Annotated in this window: 19 protein-coding genes; 11 read left to right on the top strand and 8 right to left on the bottom strand. The window is 68.2% G+C overall.

Annotated elements, in window-relative coordinates; genetic code table 11:
* Window positions 1–131: 131 nt before the first annotated feature.
* Both AC1DVU_RS00515 and AC1DVU_RS00510 read left to right on the top strand, forming a co-directional pair.
* A complete protein-coding gene (locus AC1DVU_RS00515) occupies window positions 132–587 on the top strand; it encodes a MarR family winged helix-turn-helix transcriptional regulator (RefSeq protein ID WP_476920464.1) in 456 nt (151 codons plus the stop codon).
* Between the two features lie 10 nt (window positions 588–597).
* The gene (locus AC1DVU_RS00510; protein ID WP_476920463.1) at window positions 598–2205 is read left to right on the top strand and encodes a DHA2 family efflux MFS transporter permease subunit; all 1608 of its coding nucleotides are present in this window, start codon (window positions 598–600) and stop codon (window positions 2203–2205) included.
* Between the two features lie 47 nt (window positions 2206–2252).
* Here the strand turns inward: AC1DVU_RS00510 and AC1DVU_RS00505 are convergent, their stop codons facing one another.
* On the bottom strand, window positions 2253–2987 hold the full coding sequence (locus tag AC1DVU_RS00505) for an SDR family NAD(P)-dependent oxidoreductase (protein ID WP_476920462.1): 735 nt from the start codon (window positions 2985–2987) through the stop codon (window positions 2253–2255).
* A gap of 78 nt (window positions 2988–3065) precedes the next feature.
* Here AC1DVU_RS00505 and mshA point away from each other — a divergent pair, with 78 nt between their 5' ends.
* Both mshA and AC1DVU_RS00495 read left to right on the top strand, forming a co-directional pair.
* Window positions 3066–4328: a D-inositol-3-phosphate glycosyltransferase gene (gene mshA / locus AC1DVU_RS00500; protein ID WP_476920461.1), complete on the top strand. Its 1263-nt coding sequence runs from the start codon at window positions 3066–3068 to the stop codon at window positions 4326–4328.
* On the top strand, window positions 4325–4810 hold the full coding sequence (locus AC1DVU_RS00495; protein ID WP_476920460.1) for a type III secretion system chaperone family protein: 486 nt from the start codon (window positions 4325–4327) through the stop codon (window positions 4808–4810). Before mshA ends, AC1DVU_RS00495 begins: the two co-directional genes overlap by 4 nt.
* On the opposite strand, the gene AC1DVU_RS00490 is transcribed toward AC1DVU_RS00495, so the two are convergent.
* Complete coding sequence (locus AC1DVU_RS00490; protein ID WP_476920459.1) at window positions 4794–5603, bottom strand: alpha/beta fold hydrolase; 810 nt, start codon at window positions 5601–5603, stop codon at window positions 4794–4796. The two genes, AC1DVU_RS00495 and AC1DVU_RS00490, sit on opposite strands and share 17 nt — an antisense overlap.
* A 55-nt stretch (window positions 5604–5658) precedes the next feature.
* On the opposite strand from AC1DVU_RS00490, the gene AC1DVU_RS00485 reads away from it, so the two are divergent.
* Window positions 5659–6339 (top strand): DsbA family oxidoreductase, encoded by a 681-nt coding sequence (locus AC1DVU_RS00485; RefSeq protein WP_476920458.1) that lies wholly within the window; start codon window positions 5659–5661, stop codon window positions 6337–6339.
* Between the two features lie 49 nt (window positions 6340–6388).
* The gene (locus AC1DVU_RS00480; RefSeq protein WP_476920457.1) at window positions 6389–7132 is read left to right on the top strand and encodes a phosphoglyceromutase; all 744 of its coding nucleotides are present in this window, start codon (window positions 6389–6391) and stop codon (window positions 7130–7132) included.
* 202 nt (window positions 7133–7334) lie between these two features.
* Here the strand turns inward: AC1DVU_RS00480 and AC1DVU_RS00475 are convergent, their stop codons facing one another.
* Together AC1DVU_RS00475 and AC1DVU_RS00470 are read right to left on the bottom strand one after the other, a co-directional pair.
* Window positions 7335–8015 carry a response regulator gene (locus tag AC1DVU_RS00475; protein WP_476920456.1) on the bottom strand — a complete coding sequence of 227 codons (681 nt, stop codon included), beginning with the start codon at window positions 8013–8015 and terminating at the stop codon, window positions 7335–7337.
* Entirely contained in the window at window positions 8012–9148 is a 1137-nt protein-coding gene (locus AC1DVU_RS00470; protein ID WP_476920455.1) for a sensor histidine kinase, read from the bottom strand. Before AC1DVU_RS00470 ends, AC1DVU_RS00475 begins: the two co-directional genes overlap by 4 nt.
* A gap of 134 nt (window positions 9149–9282) precedes the next feature.
* Between AC1DVU_RS00470 and phoU the strand changes: the two genes are divergently transcribed.
* Complete coding sequence (gene phoU / locus AC1DVU_RS00465) at window positions 9283–9924, top strand: phosphate signaling complex protein PhoU (protein WP_476920454.1); 642 nt, start codon at window positions 9283–9285, stop codon at window positions 9922–9924.
* Between the two features lie 7 nt (window positions 9925–9931).
* Here the strand turns inward: phoU and AC1DVU_RS00460 are convergent, their stop codons facing one another.
* Both AC1DVU_RS00460 and AC1DVU_RS00455 read right to left on the bottom strand, forming a co-directional pair.
* On the bottom strand, window positions 9932–10798 hold the full coding sequence (locus AC1DVU_RS00460) for a hypothetical protein (RefSeq protein ID WP_476920453.1): 867 nt from the start codon (window positions 10796–10798) through the stop codon (window positions 9932–9934).
* Between the two features lie 41 nt (window positions 10799–10839).
* Complete coding sequence (locus tag AC1DVU_RS00455) at window positions 10840–11367, bottom strand: hypothetical protein (RefSeq protein ID WP_476920452.1); 528 nt, start codon at window positions 11365–11367, stop codon at window positions 10840–10842.
* A gap of 185 nt (window positions 11368–11552) precedes the next feature.
* Here AC1DVU_RS00455 and AC1DVU_RS00450 point away from each other — a divergent pair, with 185 nt between their 5' ends.
* Entirely contained in the window at window positions 11553–12038 is a 486-nt protein-coding gene (locus tag AC1DVU_RS00450; RefSeq protein ID WP_056211551.1) for a CarD family transcriptional regulator, read from the top strand.
* A 61-nt stretch (window positions 12039–12099) separates the two neighbouring features.
* Here AC1DVU_RS00450 and ispF read toward each other — a convergent pair whose 3' ends face one another.
* Window positions 12100–12576, bottom strand: coding sequence for a 2-C-methyl-D-erythritol 2,4-cyclodiphosphate synthase (gene ispF / locus AC1DVU_RS00445; RefSeq protein WP_476920451.1), 477 nt, complete (start codon window positions 12574–12576; stop codon window positions 12100–12102).
* A gap of 56 nt (window positions 12577–12632) precedes the next feature.
* Here ispF and AC1DVU_RS00440 point away from each other — a divergent pair, with 56 nt between their 5' ends.
* Window positions 12633–14126, top strand: coding sequence for a molybdopterin-dependent oxidoreductase (locus tag AC1DVU_RS00440; protein WP_476920450.1), 1494 nt, complete (start codon window positions 12633–12635; stop codon window positions 14124–14126).
* 133 nt (window positions 14127–14259) lie between these two features.
* Here the strand turns inward: AC1DVU_RS00440 and AC1DVU_RS00435 are convergent, their stop codons facing one another.
* The gene (locus tag AC1DVU_RS00435; protein ID WP_476920449.1) at window positions 14260–15498 is read right to left on the bottom strand and encodes a peptidase C39 family protein; all 1239 of its coding nucleotides are present in this window, start codon (window positions 15496–15498) and stop codon (window positions 14260–14262) included.
* A 103-nt stretch (window positions 15499–15601) separates the two neighbouring features.
* Here AC1DVU_RS00435 and cysS point away from each other — a divergent pair, with 103 nt between their 5' ends.
* Together cysS and rlmB are read left to right on the top strand one after the other, a co-directional pair.
* Complete coding sequence (gene cysS / locus AC1DVU_RS00430; RefSeq protein WP_476920448.1) at window positions 15602–17047, top strand: cysteine--tRNA ligase; 1446 nt, start codon at window positions 15602–15604, stop codon at window positions 17045–17047.
* A gap of 2 nt (window positions 17048–17049) precedes the next feature.
* On the top strand, window positions 17050–17994 hold the full coding sequence (gene rlmB, locus AC1DVU_RS00425) for a 23S rRNA (guanosine(2251)-2'-O)-methyltransferase RlmB (protein WP_476920447.1): 945 nt from the start codon (window positions 17050–17052) through the stop codon (window positions 17992–17994).
* Window positions 17995–18004 lie beyond the last annotated feature (10 nt).

The following is an 18004-nucleotide window of genomic DNA, read 5'->3' as shown; positions in this document are numbered from 1 at the left end:
TCGAGAACCTCGGAGCCTTGCCATTCTACGGGGGACGACCGCTGGGAGACGAATCGCGGTCGTGCTCTGGTCATTGACGGTTCACAAAGACTTCATTTGATCAAAGGTTGCGTTTTGGTTATGGTTTTTCGGTGCCCACCTCACCGGACGAGCTCTACGCCGTGCTCGAGGACTTCGTCATGCGCCTGATGACGCTGGCCGAGAGCGATGGCATGGACGCCATGGTCGAGCTCGATCTCTCGTTCTCCCAGGCACGCACCTTGTTCTTCCTCGCCAAGAAGGGCGAGCCCACGCCGATCCATGCGATCGCCAAGGCGCTCGGCCTCTCCGACGCGGCGACCGGCCGCAACGTCGAGCAGCTGCTCAAGCTCGGCGTCGTCGAACGGCAGGAAAGTCCCGACGACCGTCGGGTCAAGCTCGTCTCGCTCACCCCGGTCGGCGAGAAGCTCAGCATGCAACACATCGACTCCAAGCGTGAGTCGATCAAGGCCTTCACGGCGGACCTGCCCGAAGACCAGCGCGACAACCTTCATCGCGCGCTCAGCACCATCCTCGCCGGCGACACCCTGCGCCGGCATACCCATTAGGAGATTGCGTATGACTTCCCCAACGGGACAGATCGACGACAGCGACAAGATCACACCTGAGCTCCTCAAGATCGCCGGCGTCGTCGTGCTCGGCGCCATCATGTCGATCCTGGACGTCACGGTGGTCAACGTCGCGCTGCCGACGTTCCAGACCGAGCTGTCCGGCAGCGACGAGCCGCTCGCGTACTCGACCGTGGCGTGGACCGCCACCGCATACATGCTCGCGCTCGCGGCGGTCATCCCGCTCACGGGCTGGGCGGCCGACCGGTTCGGCACCAAGCGCCTCTACATGACCGCGATCGCGCTGTTCACGATCGGTTCGCTGCTGTGCGCGACGGCGTGGAACATCGAAGCGCTGATCGGCTTCCGGGTGCTCCAGGGCCTGGGTGGCGGCATGCTGATGCCGCTCGGCATGACGATCATGACCAAGGCCGCCGGCCCGCACCGCATGGGCCGTCTCATGGCGATCCTCGGCATCCCGATGCTGCTCGGGCCGATCATGGGCCCGATCCTCGGTGGCATCCTGATCGACGCGGCCTCGTGGCACTGGGTCTTCCTCATCAACCTGCCGATCGGCCTCATCGGTCTGGTCTACTCCTGGCGGGTCCTGCCCAAGGACGCTCCCGAGCCGAGCGAGTCGTTCGATGTCGTCGGGATGATCCTGCTGTCGCCGGGTCTCGCCTCGCTGCTGTACGGCGTGTCCAGCATGGCTGAGGGCACCGTCCTCACCAGCAAGGTACTGATCCCGGCAGCGATCGGCATCGCCCTGATCGGCGCGTTCGTCTACTGGTCGTTCAAGCCCGAGCACCCCTTGCTCGACCTGCGGCTGTTCAAGGACCGCAACCTGACGGTGTCGATCATCACGATGTTCCTGTTCGCCGGTGCGTTCTTCGGTGCGCTGCTGCTGGTCCCCACCTACTTCCAGCAGGTTGACGGCTACTCGGTCAAGAAGGCCGGTGTGCTCGTCGCAGCCCAGGGCATCGGCGCCATGCTGACGATGCCGATCGCGGGTGCGCTGACCGACAAGATGCCGGTGGGTCGCATCGTCCCGTTCGGCTTCCTCGGCATCCTGATCGGCGTGTTCGGCCTGGCTCAGAACACCGACCCGGGCACCTCGGACTGGACGATCATGGCGTGGCTGTTCGTGACCGGCCTCGGCATGGGGGCGACCATGATGCCGCTGTTCACCTCGGCGCTCAAGACGCTCAAGGCAGCGGATGTCGCTCGCGGGTCGACCCTGCTCAACGTGACCCAGCAGGTGGCCAGCGCCACCGGCATCGCGACGATCTCGGTCGTCCTCACCAAGTCGATGAGGAGCGGCGACATCATCGCCGGCTCGGAGAAGCTGCCGGGCGTCGACGGTGGCCTCACCGCCGCACAGCTGGCGGCCAGCTCGCACACCGAGAACGGCGGCAAGCTCGTCGAGCTGCTCAATGTCTCGGACGCGACGTTGCAGAAGGGCTTCCAGGACCTGGCCGATGCGTTCCAGTCGTCCTACTGGGTGGCCTTCGGCGTGCTCCTCGCGACGTTGATCCCGGTCTACTTCCTCCCGCGTAAGCGTGAGGTCGTGCACCTGCTCGACGACGAAGAGGGTGCAACGCCGGTCATCCTGCACTGACCCTCGCCCGTACGAATGGCCTCACCGTGACGCGGTGGGGCCATTCGTCATTCGCGGTGCACCTTGTGGGCGGCTGCCTGGGCGATCGGCTTGAGCACCATGAGGTCGACGTTGACATGCTGCGGCCGGGTCGCGACCCAGACGATCGCGTCGGCGATGTCCTCAGCGACGAGGGGCTCGCGCACCCCGGCATAGATCGCATCGGCGCGGGACTGGTCGCCACCGAAACGGTTGAGCGAGAACTCGTCGGTGCGCACCATGCCCGGCGCGATCTCGGTGACGCGCACGGGCTGGCCGTTGAGCTCGAGCCGCAGCGTCTCGGTCATCGCGGTGACGCCGTGCTTCGCCGCGGTGTAGCCGCCACCCCCCTCGTACGTGATGTGGCCCGCCGTCGAGCCCAGGTTGACCAGCGTTCCGGCGCCGCTGGCCACGAGCGCGGGCAGCAGTGCGCGGGTCACGAGCAGCGTGCCGATGACATTGACCTCGTACATGTGCCGCCAGTCGTCAGGGTTGCTCACGGCGACGTGGTCGGTGCCGACCGCACCGCCGGCGTTGTTGAGCAGCAGGTCCAGCGACGGCCCGACCGCCTCGGCGAGGGCGGCGACCTGCGCCTCGTCGGTCACGTCGCAGGTGATCGCGGTGCCGTCGATCTCGCCGGCGAGTGCCTCGATGCGCTCGGTGCGTCGCGCGACGCAGAAGACGTGGAATCCGGCCTGGGCAAGGGCGCGTGCGGTGGCAGCGCCGATGCCGCTGCTGGCCCCGGTGACGACGGCGGTGGGCATGACGTCATGGTGCCAGACGGCCACACCGATGCGGGCTGGGCACCGGGTGAGACGATGGAGCCGAAAGGCGGCTGATCGATGATCAAGCGAATCGCGATGCTCTCGGCGCACACGTCGCCCCTCGAGCAGCCCGGCGACGGGGACGCCGGCGGCATGAACGTCTACGTGCTCGAGCTCTCCCGGCAGCTCGCCTCGCGCGGCATCGAGGTCGAGATCTTCACCCGCGCCACTTCCCGACACCAGCCTCAGCACGTCGACGCGGAGCCCGGCATACGTGTGCATCACGTGCCCGCAGGGCCGTTCGAGGGCTTGCAGAAGAACGACCTCCCGTCGCAGCTGTGCTCGTTCGTACGCGACGTGCTCCGCGCCGAGGTCGAGCGCGAGCCCGGTCACTTCGACCTCGTGCACTCGCACTACTGGCTGTCGGGCCAGGTCGGCACGGTCGCGCGCGAGCGGTGGAACGTGCCGCTGGTCCACACGATGCACACGATGGCCAAGGTCAAGAACGCGATGCTCGCCGAGGGCGACGACGCCGAGCCGATCGGCCGCATCTACGGCGAGGAGGAGATCGTCCGGCTCGCCGACCGCCTCATCGCCAACACGATGGAGGAGCGCCGCGAGCTCATCGAGATGTACGAAGCCCGGCCTGAGCACGTCGCGGTCGTGCACCCGGGCGTCGACCTCGAGGTCTTCCGTGCCGGCCGGCAGGCCGAGGCACGGGCGACGCTCGGCGTGCCCGACGACGCCGCGCTGCTGCTGTTCGCCGGCCGGATCCAGCCGCTCAAGGCACCCGACATCGTGCTCGAGGCGGCAGCGCGGATGCTGCAGCACGACCCGGAGCTGCGCGAGCGGCTGGTCGTCGCGATCGTCGGCGGCGCGTCCGGGTCTGGCCTCGACCGGCCGACGGCGCTGACCGACCTGAGCGCGCGGCTCGGCCTCGAGGACGTCGTCCGTTTCATCCCGACCGTGGCGCAGCAGGACCTTGCCGACTGGTACGCCGCAGCCTCCGTCGTGTGCGTGCCGTCCTACAACGAGTCGTTCGGTCTCGTCGCGATCGAGGCGCAGGCCTGTGGCACCCCGGTCGTCGCGGCCCGGGTCGGCGGCCTCTCGACGGCCGTGTCCGACGGCGTCTCCGGCGTACTCGTCGACGGGCATGATCCGCGCGACTACGCCGCAGCCCTGCACCCTCTGCTGACCGATCCCGAGCTGCGCGACGCGATGAGTCACAAGGCCGTACGCCATGCCGAGGGCTTCGGCTGGGACGTGACGGCCGACCGTACGCTCAGGGTCTACGAGGAAGCCATCGAGTGGCACCTCACGCACGTGGAGAACGAGGCATGACAGATGCTCGCGAGACGATCCTGGAAGCCTTGCGCGCAGCCGAGCTGGAGCACACCGAGCACCGGCCCGGCGTCTTCGAGGTCACCCTGCCCGGCGAGCGCAAGCTGCAGACGACGTGTCGGCTCGAGATCGGCAAGCACGCGCTCGGCATCCACGCGTTCGTGTGCCGCAACCCCGACGAGAACCACGAGACGGTCTACCGCTGGCTGCTGGAGCGCAACCTCAAGATGTTCGGCGTCGCCTTCGCCGTCGACTCGGCCGGCGACATCTACCTCGACGGCCGGCTGCCCTTGCATGCCGTCACGGCGGACGAGGTCGACCGCGTGCTGGGCGCCGTGCTGACGTATGCCGACGAGTCGTTCAACACGATCCTTGAGCTCGGCTTCGCGTCGTCGATCCGCAAGGAGTGGGCGTGGCGGGAGTCGCGCGGGGAGTCCACCCGCAACCTCGAGGCGTTCAAGCACCTCAAGCCGTCGAGCTGAGCACCGCGTCGATCCACGATCCGAGGGCGGCCGCGCACAGCTCGGGCTGCTCGTGGTGCGGGTTGTGGCCCGCTCCGTCGGCGACCAGGTAGGTCGCGCGCGGGTATGACGCCGCGAGCGCGAGCGCATCGGTGTAACCCACGACGGGATCCTGCCGGCCGAGGATGAACGTGACCGGGCGGTCATACGTCGTGAAGCGTGACTCGGGGCGGACGGAGAACTCGTATGCCGCGGAGATGCGCCCGATGGCGTCCATGTCGGCCAGGCGGGCGCCGGGCGCGACCTCGTCGAGGTAGAGCTGCCAATGCTGCTTCGTCTGGCGGAACGTGAACTCGGCGAAGTCCTGCCGGTCGTCGTCGGTGCCACCGTCAAGCGGCTCGACGTCGATCGGGACGAGAGCCGGCACGTCGCGGCGCGCGTGATCGGCGATGATCATCGGCGCGATGAGTGCCATGCCGAGCACCGTCGACGGCTCGCGCGCCGTCAGGGCCCGAGCGACGCCACCGCCGAACGAGTTGCCCACCACCGCGTACGACTCCCCGGGGAGCACGTCGTCGAGGAATGCGGCGACCCGCTCGACGACGTCATCCGACGAGGAGACGCCGTCGCCGCTGCTCATCCCGTGACCGGGCAGGTCGACGTGGAGCCGCCGCAGCCCGGGTCGCGGCCCGAGGACGGATTCGGTGAACCGGCTGATGAGGCGGTGGTCACCGACCAGGCCGTGGAGCATGACGACCGGGATGCCGGTGCCGAGCTCGTTCCAGCTGATGCCGGTCGCGTCGTGATGAGGCATGACACGAATCTAGAGGGGGAGAACGACGCCTTCGGAATCGCGTAGCGTTGCGGTCGTGAAGGTCCTGATCTTCGCCGACGTCACGGATCCGTGGTCCTACATCGGCGCCACCCGGTTCGAGCGCGCCGCCGCGATGTTCTCGATCCTCACCGGCGAGCCGATCGAGTTCACGCTCCGGGCCTTCCAGCTCGATCCCGACGCGGCCAACGACGGCCGGCTGCTGATGGACGTCAGCGCCGACGAGCTCGGCGGCGCCGACAAGGCCGAGTTCATCAACGTGCAGGTCACCGCGGCCGCCAAGATCACCGGCATCGACCTCAACTTCGACGAGGCCGTGCACGCCAACTCGTTCGATGCCTGGCGGCTGCTGACCTGGGCCGACGAGGCGGGGCCGGGGTTCCAGCGTGACCTGGCCCATCAGCTGTGGCGCGCGCACTTCCTCGAAGGGTCCGACATCGGCGACCCGTTCGCGCTGGCGACCAGGGCGGCGCTCGTCGGGCTCGACCTCGAGACCGCCGAGGCGCTGCTGGCCAGCACGGAGTACGCCGAGGAGGTCCGTGCGCAGGTGGCGACCGGGGAAGCCCTCGGCATCACGCAGCTGCCGTACATCGTGATCGAGCAGCAGTGGACGCTTGAGGGCATCCACTCGCAGAACGACTACGTGCAGGCGCTCAGCCAGATCTATCGCGAGTGGAAGGAATCCGATCCGCCGATTGAGCCCCCTCCCGCCGAATGAGCCCCTCCCGCCGGTTGAGCTTGTCGAAACCCCCAATAGGCTCAGTTCCATGAGCACCCTGATCCTCCTGCGCCACGGTCACAGCGAGTGGAACGCCAAGAACCTGTTCACCGGCTGGGTCGATGTCGACCTCAACGAGCAGGGGCTCGCCGAGGCCTCCCGCGGCGCCGAGCTGCTGGCCGAGGCCGGCCTCGCGCCCGACGTCCTGCACACCTCCTTGCTGCGTCGCGCGATCCGCACCGCCGAGATCGTGCTCAACGGCATCGACCGCCACTGGATCCCCGTACGCCGGTCGTGGCGGCTCAACGAGCGCCACTACGGAGCGCTGCAGGGCAAGGACAAGAAGGCGACGCTCGAGGAGTTCGGCGAGGAGCAGTTCATGACGTGGCGTCGGTCGTACGACACCCCGCCGCCACCGCTCGAGGACGACTCGGAGTTCAGCCAGGCCTCCGACGCCCGCTACGCCGCGCTGCCCGATGAGCTCCTGCCGCGCACCGAGGCTCTGGCCGACGTGCTGCACCGGATGCTGCCCTACTGGTACGACTCGATCGTCCCCGACCTGCTCGACGGCCACGTGGTCCTGGTGACGGCGCACGGCAACTCGCTGCGTGCCCTCGTCAAGCACCTCGACGGGCTGAGCGAGGAGGCCGTCGTCGGCCTCAACATCCCGACCGGCATCCCGCTGGTCTACGAGCTCGACGACAACCTGAAGCCAACGGTCAAGGGCGGCAAGTACCTCGACCCGGCGGCGGCCGAAGAGGCAATCGCAGCTGTGGCAAGCCAGGGGCGCTGAACCTTCCAAGACTCGGGCTCCCGCATTCAGCTCGTTGGCTTGCTCTTCGAGGCGCTCACCAGCGCTGACAAGTCAGTTAGCGCCCATCGACAAGCGCCGTTCGATGACCAGCTCGCGTTGCGTCGTCCGCTCGTCGACGCGCGCTAACGGACTCGTCAGCTCGGCGCCGTCCGCAGCGAGCTCAACGCCTTGCGGCGAGGGGTCAGGAATCGTACTTGTAGCCCAGTCCTCGCACCGTCGTCAGCGTGATGGGGTTCGCCGGGTCCTTCTCGATCTTGGCGCGCAGCCGCTTCACGTGGACGTCGAGGGTCTTGGTGTCGCCGACGTAGTCCGCGCCCCACACCCGGTCGATCAGCTGTCCGCGAGTCAGCACGCGGCCGGGGTTGCGCAGGAAGTACTCCAGCAGCTCGAACTCCTTGAGCGGGAACTTCGTCTCCGCGCCGTCGATCGTCACGAGGTGCCGGTCGACGTCCATGCGTACGCGGCCCTGCTCGAGCGAGGCGTTGTCATCGACCTCGTCGGTGAACCCGCGGCGCAGCACGGCGCGGATGCGGGCGACGAGCTCGCGGGGTGAGTAGGGCTTGGTGACGTAGTCGTCGGCGCCGAGCTCGAGGCCGACGACCTTGTCGACCTCGGTGTCCTTGGCGCTGACCATGATGATCGGCACCGACGAGATGGCGCGCAGGGCACGGCACACCTCGGTGCCGGACAGCCCCGGCAGCATCAGGTCGAGCAGCACGATGTCCGCGCCGCCGCGGTCGAACTCGGTCAGCGCATCAGGGCCGGTCTCGGCGATCGCGACCTCGAACCCCTCCTTGCGCAGGACGTACGACAGCGCCTCGCTGTAGCTCGTCTCGTCCTCGACGACCAGTACCTTGGTCACGCGTTCTCCTCATCGATCTCATGGCTGTGTGCCGGCAGGACCAGCGTGAACGACGACCCGAGTCCCGGTTCGCTCCACACCTCGACCGTGCCGCCGTTGCTGGCTGTGACGTGCTTGACGATCGACAGTCCGAGGCCCGTGCCGCCGGTTGTGCGGGCGCGCGCCGGGTCGACGCGGTAGAACCGCTCGAAGATGCGATCGAGCTCGTCGCCGGGGATGCCGATGCCGTTGTCGGCGACGGTCAGGCGTACGTCCTCGCCGTCGAGCTGCGCGGTCACGGTGACTCGCGAACCGTCGGGGCTGTAGGTCACGGCGTTCTCGACCAGGTTGCTGACCGCGGCGTGCAGCTGGGCCCGGTCGCCGTGGACGAAGAGATCGGGCTCGACAGCCGTGACGATCTCGATGCCCTTGTGCTCGGCGTCGGTCGCGGAGTGCTCGGTCGCCTCCGAGACCAGCTCACCGATCTTGATCGTCGTCGCGTCGTCGCTCAGCATGTCGTTCTGGAGTCGCGACAGGTCGATGATCTGCTGCACCAGACGGGTCAGTCGTTCGCTCTCGAGGTGCATGCGGCTGGAGAACCGGACGACCGCCTCGGGATCGTCCTTGGCCTCACCGACGGCCTCGGCCAACAGGTTGAGCGCGCCGACCGGCGTCTTGAGCTCGTGGCTGACGTTGGCGACGAAGTCACGGCGGATCGACTCGACCCGGTGCTCACGCGTACGGTCGTCGGCCAGCACCAGGATCAGCCGCGAGGTCAGCGGCGCGACCCGCGCGTGGACGTACGACGTGGTCCCGCGGCGCGGCTGCAGGGAGACGTCGGCCTCGCGCACCTGGCCGTCGCGGCGCACCTGCCGGACGAGGGTCATCAGCTCCTCGGGCTCGAGCCGGTCCTCGTGGACGATGCCCATTGCGAACGCGGGGGCCGACGCCTTGATGACGGTGTCGGACGAATCGATCAACACAGCCGAGGATGAGATGACCGACAGCACCTGGTCGGCCCCGGGCGGTACGAGCGGTGAGGGCTCGGGCACGGTCGCCTCGCGGCGCTCGCTGTAGCGCCACAGATAGGTGATCATCGCGCCGACGACGGCGCCGATCGCCCCCGCGATCAACAATCCTGCACTGGTGTCCACAGCATCGATCGTAGAGGGCTTTCGACGCTCAGTAGTCACTCTGACCCCTGCAGCGACAGGCCTTTCGGTTGCTGTTCACACCGCGTTCACCGGAGGTCGCCGTCCGTTCATCCCGGCTGCCTAACGTCTGGGTCATGCGCGATCAGTATTACGAACAGCTCGATGCCATCGTCGACGACCTGGTGAACCTGACCGGGACCGTACGCCGTGCCGTGGCCGACGCGACCAAGGCTCTGCTCGAAGCAGACGCCCAGATCGCGGAGTCCGTCATCGCCGGCGACAAGGACATCGACGAGGCGACCGAGATCATCGAGGAGCGCGCACTGTTGCTGCTCGCCACGCAGCAGCCGGTCGCCACCGACCTCCGGCAGCTCGTCGCGACGCTGCGGATGCTGACGGACCTCCAGCGGATGGGCGACCTGTCGGTGCACGTGGCCAAGGTGGCCCGGCGCCGGATGCCCGACTCCGCGGTGCCCGAGCACCTGCACCCCAACATCACCGCGATGGCGACCGTCGCCGACTCGATGATCGACTCGGCCTCGCGCATCGTCGCCAACCGCAACGTCGACGCCGCGGGCCAGCTCGAGAACGAGGACGACGAGATGGACCGGCTCCGCAAGGAGCTGCTGCGCTCGCTGCTCGGCGACAGCTGGTCGTACGGCGTCGAGCCGGCGGTCGACCTGGCACTGCTGGGCCGCTACTACGAGCGCATCGGCGACCACGCCGTCTCGATGGCCCGCCGTGTCGTCTACCTCGTCACCGGCCAGCTGAGCTGACGTACGCCTAGCCGGCGACGACCTTGAACGGCACGATCACGTCGCCGGACTGGAACGGGATCGTGACGGTGATCGTCTCGCCGACCGTGAGGTCCTCGGCGTCGAAGTAGTCGGCGTCGCCCTCGTGTTCCTCGTAGGGCGCGCCGTTGCCGATTTCGGTCTTCTCGCCCTTCACTGCCTCGATTCCGTACGGTCCGCCAGTCGCCGTCTGGTGCCGGTAGCGGACGGGCTTGCCGTCCGCGTCCACGGCCGTGGGCAGCTCCAACGCGCCGTCGTTGATCGTGGCGATCACGGTGCCGTCGACGTACGCCTTGCGCTGGCCCGGGAGGACCGTGATGCGGGCGTGCTCGACCTTGATCGCCGTGTTGGGCTCGTTGCCGACGACGGCGTCGTACTTGGGCGAGCGCGCCACGACGGGGACCTTGAGCGGGACGATGACTGGGGCTTCGACAACGCTGTCGGCCTGGCGGAACTCCAGGCTGAGTGGCGCGGAGTCCCCGAGCTTGTTCGCGTCTGGCATCCGGATCGTAGCCGGGTCGTCTTCGCCGCCTGTGGTCGCTGTCCCGTCGGCCGCGATGACGTTGTGATCAGATCGAAAGACGCGAACCGTGGGCCCGTCGCCGTACTGCTCCCCGACATACGCGTCGGAGATCTCCTGGTCTGTGTCCGTGTGGTTGACGATCTGGGCCGACAGGGTGGCTGAGCCGTCGTCGTTCATGACGAGCACGGCGTCGAGCACTTCGACGTCAGCGCGAGGGGTCGCGCTGGTTGACGGCTTGGGAGCACTCTTGCCGGGATCAGATTCCGAGCCGCACGAGGCGAGCATGAACAGGGTCGTGGCGAGCGCGATGAACTGACGCGCGGGCGGCTTCATGCCCCGCAGCCTAGGGCTCGCGGAGCAGGTTGGTGACAGGTTTACTCGGTGGAGTCCTCGGTGGACTCGGTCTCGGTGGGCGTCGGTGTGGGCTCGGGCGCCGAGGCGACGTCGGCGTACTCCTCGCTGCGGGTCACGACCGGAGCCTCGATCGTGACGGGTGCCGTGTCGTCGAACTCCAGCGTCACCTTGACGTAGTCGCCGGCCGTCGCGCCCTTGGAGATGAAGAAGCCGTCGGCCGTCTTGAGGTCGCCGGCGGGCAGGTCCACGTGCTTGGAGCCGCTGACCTGAAGCTGCTTGTCGTCGAGGGTCGTGACCGTGACCGACGTCAGCTTGTCCTTGGCGCCCGTGTTGTTGACGATCGCCGCCGAGAGTGTGGCGGAGCCGTCATCGTTGGCGACGAACAACGTGTTGAGCACGTCGATGTCGCCGCGATGGTTGGCGCCGACCCCGGCCTGGTAGACCTGATTGGTCTGGGCGCTGAAGCCCGTGCCACAGGCGCCGAGGGCCAGAAGTGCCGTCGTGGCAAGGGCGGTGGCCGCGAGGCGGCGACGTCGTACGGTGCTCACGAGATCACTGCTTTCAGTCCGTCGTTGATGCGTCGAAGGGTCTCCGAGATCGTATCGGAGGACGCTTCGAACTCTGCCTTTGACCTGCTGCGATGTCATCTGCTATGGGCGGGATGGCCTGAAACGGCAGGGATCGACATCCGTTACGCATGTTAGACTGGTCACCTAGGAAAGGTGTTTTCTCTATGACTTTTGTTGTCGGCGAAACCGTTGTCTATCCCAATCACGGCGCTGCAGTCATCGAGGACATCGAGACCCGGACGATCAAGGGCGAGGAGCGTGAATACCTCGTGCTGCGCATCGTCTCGCAGAACGACCTGGTCGTTCGCGTCCCCGCTTGCAACCTTGATCTCGTCGGAGTTCGAGACGTCGTCGACGAAGCAGGGCTTGAGCGGGTTTTCGGAGTCCTCCGTGCCGAGCACGTGGAGGAGCCGACCAACTGGTCGCGGCGCTACAAGGCAAACCTCGAGAAGCTGCACTCGGGTGACGTGCTGAAGGTTGCCGAGGTCGTCCGTGACCTCTGGCGCCGGGATCACGAGCGTGGACTGTCGGCCGGTGAGAAGCGGATGCTGGCCAAGGCTCGCCAGATCCTGGTCTCCGAGCTTGCGCTCGCCGAGAAGACCAACGAGGACAAGGCCGAGACCCGTCTCGACGAGGTCCTCGCGTCCTGATCTGACACACGTACGAAGCCCCCGTCTCACGCAGACGGGGGCTTCGTCATGTCCGGTGGGGTCAGAGGGGGAGGACGAGGGCGGTGGCGATCGCGGCGATGCCTTCGCCGCGGCCGGTGAGCCCCAGGCCGTCGGTCGTGGTCGCCGAGACGCTGACCGGCGCAGCGAGCGCATCGGCGAGCACGCGCTGCGCCTGGGTGCGGCGAGGCCCGATCTTGGGGCGGTTGCCGATGATCTGCACGGACGCGTTGCCGACCCGCCAGCCGTGATCGCGGAGGCGCTGCTCGATCTCGATCAGGAAGTCGACCCCGGACGCATCGGCCCACTCGGGCTCGCCGGTGCCGAACATGCTGCCGATGTCACCCAACCCGGCCGCACCGAGGGCCGCATCGACGATCGCGTGGGCGACGCAGTCTCCGTCGGAATGACCCTCGAGCCCCTGCTCCTCGTCGGGCCACAACAGGCCGGCGAGCCACATCGGGCGGCCGGACACGAGTCGATGGACGTCGGTGCCGATGCCGATGCGCGCAGATGTCACATGTCGATCATGCCGTACGCCCGTGGCGGTTGGGACATGCGCGAGAGGATGGACGGGTGACGTCCCGGCGGTCGGTCCTCAGCGGTCTCCTCGCGGCGGCTGCAGCCATTGCGACGAGTGAGGGCCTGGCGGCGCTGTTGAACCTGCGCGAGTCGCCCGTGCTGGCCGTCGGCCAGTCCGTCATCAAGCTGACGCCCGGGCCGATGGCCGAGGCGATCATCGGCGTGGTCGGTCATGCCGACAAGCCCCTGGCGGTTGCGAGCGTCGTGGTCGCGATCCTGCTGCTTGGAGCGCTCGCGGGCACTTGGTGGCCGCGCCCACGTGCATACGCCCTCGTGGTCGCGCTCGTCGTCCTCGCGTCCGCCGCGGTGCTGTCGCGTCCGTATGGTGACGCGGGCGGAGTGCTGGCCAGTGTTGCGGCCGGCGGCGTGATGATCGGAGCGCTCCACCTGCTCCGGAGGCGCCCTGAGCACACCGTGGACGAGAGCCGGCGTTCGTTCATTCGTACGTCCGCCGTCATCGCGATCGCCACGATCATCGTCGGATCCGCGGGCGAGGTGCTCGCCTCGCGTCACCGCCGCAGGCAGGCGATCGAACGCGTGCGCGCGGCACTCAAGCTCCCGTCGGGCCAGGTGGAAGCGCCGAAGGGCGCCGACCTCGCGGTCAAGGGCCAGGGGTCGTGGCTGACGAGCAACCGCGACTTCTACCGCATCGACACCGCCCTCTCGCCGCCACTCGTCGATCCGGGGTCGTGGACCCTGCGCATCCACGGGATGGTCGACAAGGAGCTGACGCTGACCTATCAGAACCTGCTCGACCGCGGCCTCGAGCACGAGTGGATCACGATCTGCTGCGTCTCCAACCCGGTCGGCGGCGACCTGATCGGCAACACCGTCTGGGGTGGCGTGCCGATCAAGGGAATCCTCGACGAGGTCGGGGTCCACGCCGGCGCGGATGCCTTGCTCTCGACGTCCGACGACGGCTGGACCTGCGGCACGCCGCTCGCAGCGCTGACCGACGGCCGCAACGCGCTGCTGGCGCTGACGATGAACGGCGAGGCGCTGCCGATCCCGCACGGCTTCCCCGTACGCCAGGTGGTCCCGGGCCTCTACGGCTATGTCTCCGCGACAAAGTGGGTCGTCGACTGGGAGGTGACCCGGTTCGCGGACTTCGAGGCGTACTGGACCCAGCGCGGCTGGGGCGAGCGCGGACCGGTCAAGACCGAGTCACGCATCGACGTGCCGAAGAGCGGTCAGACATTGGATGCCGGTACGACCGCGATCGCGGGCGTCGCGTGGGCGCAGCACGTGGGAGTCGAGGGCGTTGAGATCAGGATCGACGGCGGGGCGTGGCAGCCGGCAACGCTCGGCACGGTCCCGAACGTCGACACCTGGGTCCAGTGGCGGCTCGAGTGGACCGCCGAGGCAGGGGACCACACGATCGAGGCGCGGGCGACGAACGCCCATGGCAAGCCGCAGACCGAGGAACGAGCAGGCGTGCTGCCGGACGGCGCGACGGGTTACCCGAAGATCACCGTCACGGTGGAGTGAGGAATCGGTGGTGTAGCCGGTGAGCTAACCACTTGCGCGAGCGGCGCCTTGGGGATTCGTTGTCCGGGCCGCGGGCTGATCGCCATCCCGGAATCGACCCCCGGATGCCGTGGTGCGCATCAGGAATGTTCGCTCACCAGCGGGCGGTGTCGGGTGGCAGGACACGACTCGCGGGGCGGATGACGTAGACCACGCCGCCGCTGCCCTTGAGCCAGGCACGCTCGAACTGTGCCCGCGAATAGACGCGCCGCACCGTCGAGTTGCTCCCAGCCGCCGGGTCGTTGGCGATGACGCGACCGCCTGCGGTGAACCCGCGGATCACCAGGAGGTGCCCGGGCGTCGACGAGATCGGCGCACCGTCCAGCTCGCCCCGGGCGAACGCGATCGACGCGACGAGTGGGATGCCGGCATTGATGAACGCCTCGGCCTCGCGCAGGTTGTAGAGCCGCGTGACGAACGAGTCGAGCGAGTAGCGGGAGGCGTACGCGGTGTTGAACGGCCAGTTGCCGGTGCCGTCGTAGCCGTAGTCGAACGTGTCGCGCGCGGCATGGTCGACGAAGCTGTCGGTGTAGGGCGACCAGGCGTACGCCGACGGGGTCGGGCCCTTGCCGAAGTAACGCATGACCATCGAGGTCGACGTGGGCGAGCACCAGGCCTCGCCGCCGCCACCCCACTGAGGGAACTGACCCTTGTGGATCATCTGCGACGAACGCGGGACCGCGAGCTCCTTGGACGCGGTCATCGTCGTCGTGCTGGTGCCGACCGTGCGGGTCGTGTAGGTGGCGGCCACACCGCCGACCGCCTCCAGGGTCGGGCCGGCGTCGACCGACACGTGTCGCATGAGCTGGACGCGGACCTGCCAGCCGGTGAACGTCGTGCCGGTGTTGGCGATGATCGTGTCGGTCGAGACCTTGGCGAGGTCGTCGGTCTGGCTCGAGTAGGACGAGCGCTTGATGTAGGCGGTGCCCGCGGAGTAGCGAGCAACGCTGTCCCAGCTGCCGGTCGTGGTGCCGTTGCGGACCCGCACCTCGACCTTCGCCCAGGTGCCGCTCGGGGTGCTGATGTTCCACGACGGGATCAGGCTCTTGGCGGGGAACGCGGTCGTCTGCCACGGCGAGGTCCAGTAGCCGCGGTCGTAGTGCCGCACCCCACCGCTCACCCTCGGATCGTCGTACGCCATGACAGACGTGCCCGCGCCCAGGGTGACGGCGCCGGTCTTGGCGGCGAGACCGATCGAGGTGCCCGTGGCGAAGTCGGTTGTGGTGGTCCAGCGTGCGTATGCCGCCTGGTCGCCAGCGGCGGCCGCCGGGACGGCCGGCAACATCGCGAGTCCGAGCAGTGCGACGGCGGCGAGTCGGGGAAGATGGCGCATCGACCCATGGTAAGTGACCAGTGGGGCTTGTGGGACTGAAGTGACCAATTGCCCGCTCGGCCGAGCGTCGGGAGGATGCGAGCGGAGCCGATAAGGTTGGCGCGTGGCATTCCAGCTCTATGACACTGCGTCCCGGCAGATCAAGCCCCTCGTCCCGGTCCAGCCGGGACGAGTCTCGATCTACCACTGCGGGCTCACGGTGCAGGGCCCGCCGCACATCGGCCACATCCGCAAGGAGGTCGTGTTCGACGTCCTGCGGCGCTGGCTCGAGCGCTCGGGATACGCCGTCACGATCGTCGCCAACGTCACCGACATCGACGACAAGATCCTCACCAAGGGCGTCGAGCAGGACCGGCCGTGGTTCGCCGTCGCGTACGAGAACGAGCGCGCGCTGCACGCTGCCTACGAGGTGCTCGGCTGCGTCCCTCCGACGTACGAGCCGCGGGCGACAGGCGTCGTGCCCGAGATGATCGAGATGATGCAGACGCTGATCGAGCGCGGCCATGCGTACGCCGCGGAGGACGGCTCGGGTGACGTCTACTTCGACGTACGTTCGTGGCCGTCATACGGCGAACTGTCCAACCAGAAGATCGACGACATGCAAGCCGCCGAGGACGCGCCACCCGAGGGCAAGCGCGACGCCCGCGACTTCGCGCTGTGGAAGGGCCACAAGGAGGGCGACCCCGAGTCGGCCTCGTGGCCGACGCCGTGGGGCCGGGGCCGTCCGGGCTGGCACCTGGAGTGCTCGGCGATGGCGTCGAAGTTCCTTGGCGACGAGTTCGACATCCATGGCGGCGGGCTCGACCTGCGCTTCCCGCACCACGAGAACGAGCTCGCGCAGTCCCGCGCGGCGGGCCAGCAGTTCGCCCGGCTCTGGATGCACAACGCGATGCTCAACCTCGCCGGGTCCAAGATGTCCAAGTCGGTCGGCAACACGTTGCTGGTCAGCGAGGTCGTCAAGCGCGTACGCCCGATCGACCTGCGCTACTACCTCGCGGCGTCGCACTACCGGTCGATCGTCGAGTTCTCCGAGGAGTCGCTCGCCGAGGCCGCGACAGCGTTCCAGCGGATCGAGGGATTCGTACGCCGGGCGGCCGAGATCGCCGGGGAGGTGGGGGTCCCCCCACGAGCTCTGCGAGTAGGGGGCGAGGTCGGCGAGGTGCCCGAGGCCTTCGCCGCTGCGATGGACGACGACCTGTCGGTGCCCGCCGCGCTGGCGGTGCTGCAGGCCACGATCGGCGAGGGCAACAAGCTGCTCGCCGACGGCAACAGCGCCGAGCTGGCCGGCATCCTGGCGAGCGTACGTTCGATGCTCGACGTGCTCGGTTTGGACCCACTGTCCCCGACGTGGGACCGTGGAGGTGACGATGCGGCGTACGCGCAGGTGATCGACTCCCTCGTGGGCGGCCTGCTGGAGCAGCGCCAGGAGGCGCGAGCCAACAAGGACTTCGCCACGGCAGACCGAGTGCGTGACCAGCTCACGGCCGCCGGCATCGAGATCGAGGACACTCCGCAGGGCGCGAGATGGTCCGTGAAGGGCGACAACTAGACATGCCAGGCAACAGCAAGCGCAAGGGCGCGATCAAGAAGACCGGCAAGGGCAACCCCACCGCCGGCTCGGGTGGCCGCCGCCGCCAGGGACTCGAAGGCAAGGGCCCGACCCCGCGTGCGGAGGACCGCCCCAACCACAAGATCTACAAGATGAAGAACGCCACCCAGAAGCGCGAGGCCGCCCGGCCCAAGCGCAAGCAGGGTGACGCCGCCGAATGGGTCGCCGGACGCAACTCGGTCCTCGAGCTGCTGAGGGCGACCGTCCCGGTGCACGCGCTCTACGTCGCCGAGGGCACCGACCGCGACGAGAAGATCCGCGAGATCTTCAAGCTTGCCGCCGAGCAGCACGTCAGCCTCCTTGAGATCGGCCGCATCGAGCTCGACAAGATCACCGGTGGCGCCGTTCACCAGGGCATCGCGGCCAAGCTCAACGCGTACGAGTACGCCAACCCGCAGGACCTGCTGGACCTGGCGGCTGAGCGCGACGAGCCTGCGCTGATCGTGATGCTCGACGGCGTCACGGACCCGCGCAACCTCGGTGCGATCATCCGGTCGGCGTCCGGGTTCGGCGCGCACGGCGTCGTCATCCCCGAGCGCCGCGCCGCCCAGATCACCGCGGCGGCGTGGAAGACGTCGGCTGGTGCCGCAGCGCGCGTGCCGGTCGCCCGGGTCACCAACCTGACCCGCACGCTCAAGCAGTTCCAGGACGCCGGCTGCATGGTCATCGGTCTGGCTGCTGATGGCACGGTCGACATCGGTCAGTCGCAGATGGTCGACGGCCCGGTCGTCGTCGTGATCGGCAGCGAGGGCAAGGGCCTGTCCCGCCTCGTCGGCGAGACCTGCGACGAGATCGTCTCGATCCCGATGTCGACGGGCCTCGAGTCGCTCAACGCCGGCGTCGCTGCGGGCATCGCGCTCTACGCGATCGCCCAAGTCCGCGGCTGAGTCACCGAGA

Source organism: Aeromicrobium sp. P2_G6, from assembly GCF_056403535.1.
This window is presented reverse-complemented; position numbering and strand designations above follow the sequence as displayed.

Bases quoted from the DNA above. Each gene is read 5' to 3' on its own strand.
- AC1DVU_RS00450 (WP_056211551.1), top strand. From the start codon at position 11,553: ATGACTTTTGTTGTCGGCGAAACCGTTGTCTATCCCAATCACGGCGCT.
- AC1DVU_RS00510 (WP_476920463.1), top strand. From the start codon at position 598: ATGACTTCCCCAACGGGACAGATCGACGACAGCGACAAGATCACACCT.
- AC1DVU_RS00435 (WP_476920449.1), bottom strand. From the start codon at position 15,498: ATGCGCCATCTTCCCCGACTCGCCGCCGTCGCACTGCTCGGACTCGCG.
- mshA (WP_476920461.1), top strand. From the start codon at position 3,066: ATGATCAAGCGAATCGCGATGCTCTCGGCGCACACGTCGCCCCTCGAG.
- AC1DVU_RS00480 (WP_476920457.1), top strand. From the start codon at position 6,389: ATGAGCACCCTGATCCTCCTGCGCCACGGTCACAGCGAGTGGAACGCC.
- phoU (WP_476920454.1), top strand. From the start codon at position 9,283: ATGCGCGATCAGTATTACGAACAGCTCGATGCCATCGTCGACGACCTG.
- AC1DVU_RS00460 (WP_476920453.1), bottom strand. From the start codon at position 10,798: ATGAAGCCGCCCGCGCGTCAGTTCATCGCGCTCGCCACGACCCTGTTC.
- rlmB (WP_476920447.1), top strand. From the start codon at position 17,050: ATGCCAGGCAACAGCAAGCGCAAGGGCGCGATCAAGAAGACCGGCAAG.
- AC1DVU_RS00495 (WP_476920460.1), top strand. From the start codon at position 4,325: ATGACAGATGCTCGCGAGACGATCCTGGAAGCCTTGCGCGCAGCCGAG.
- AC1DVU_RS00505 (WP_476920462.1), bottom strand. From the start codon at position 2,987: ATGCCCACCGCCGTCGTCACCGGGGCCAGCAGCGGCATCGGCGCTGCC.
- AC1DVU_RS00490 (WP_476920459.1), bottom strand. From the start codon at position 5,603: ATGCCTCATCACGACGCGACCGGCATCAGCTGGAACGAGCTCGGCACC.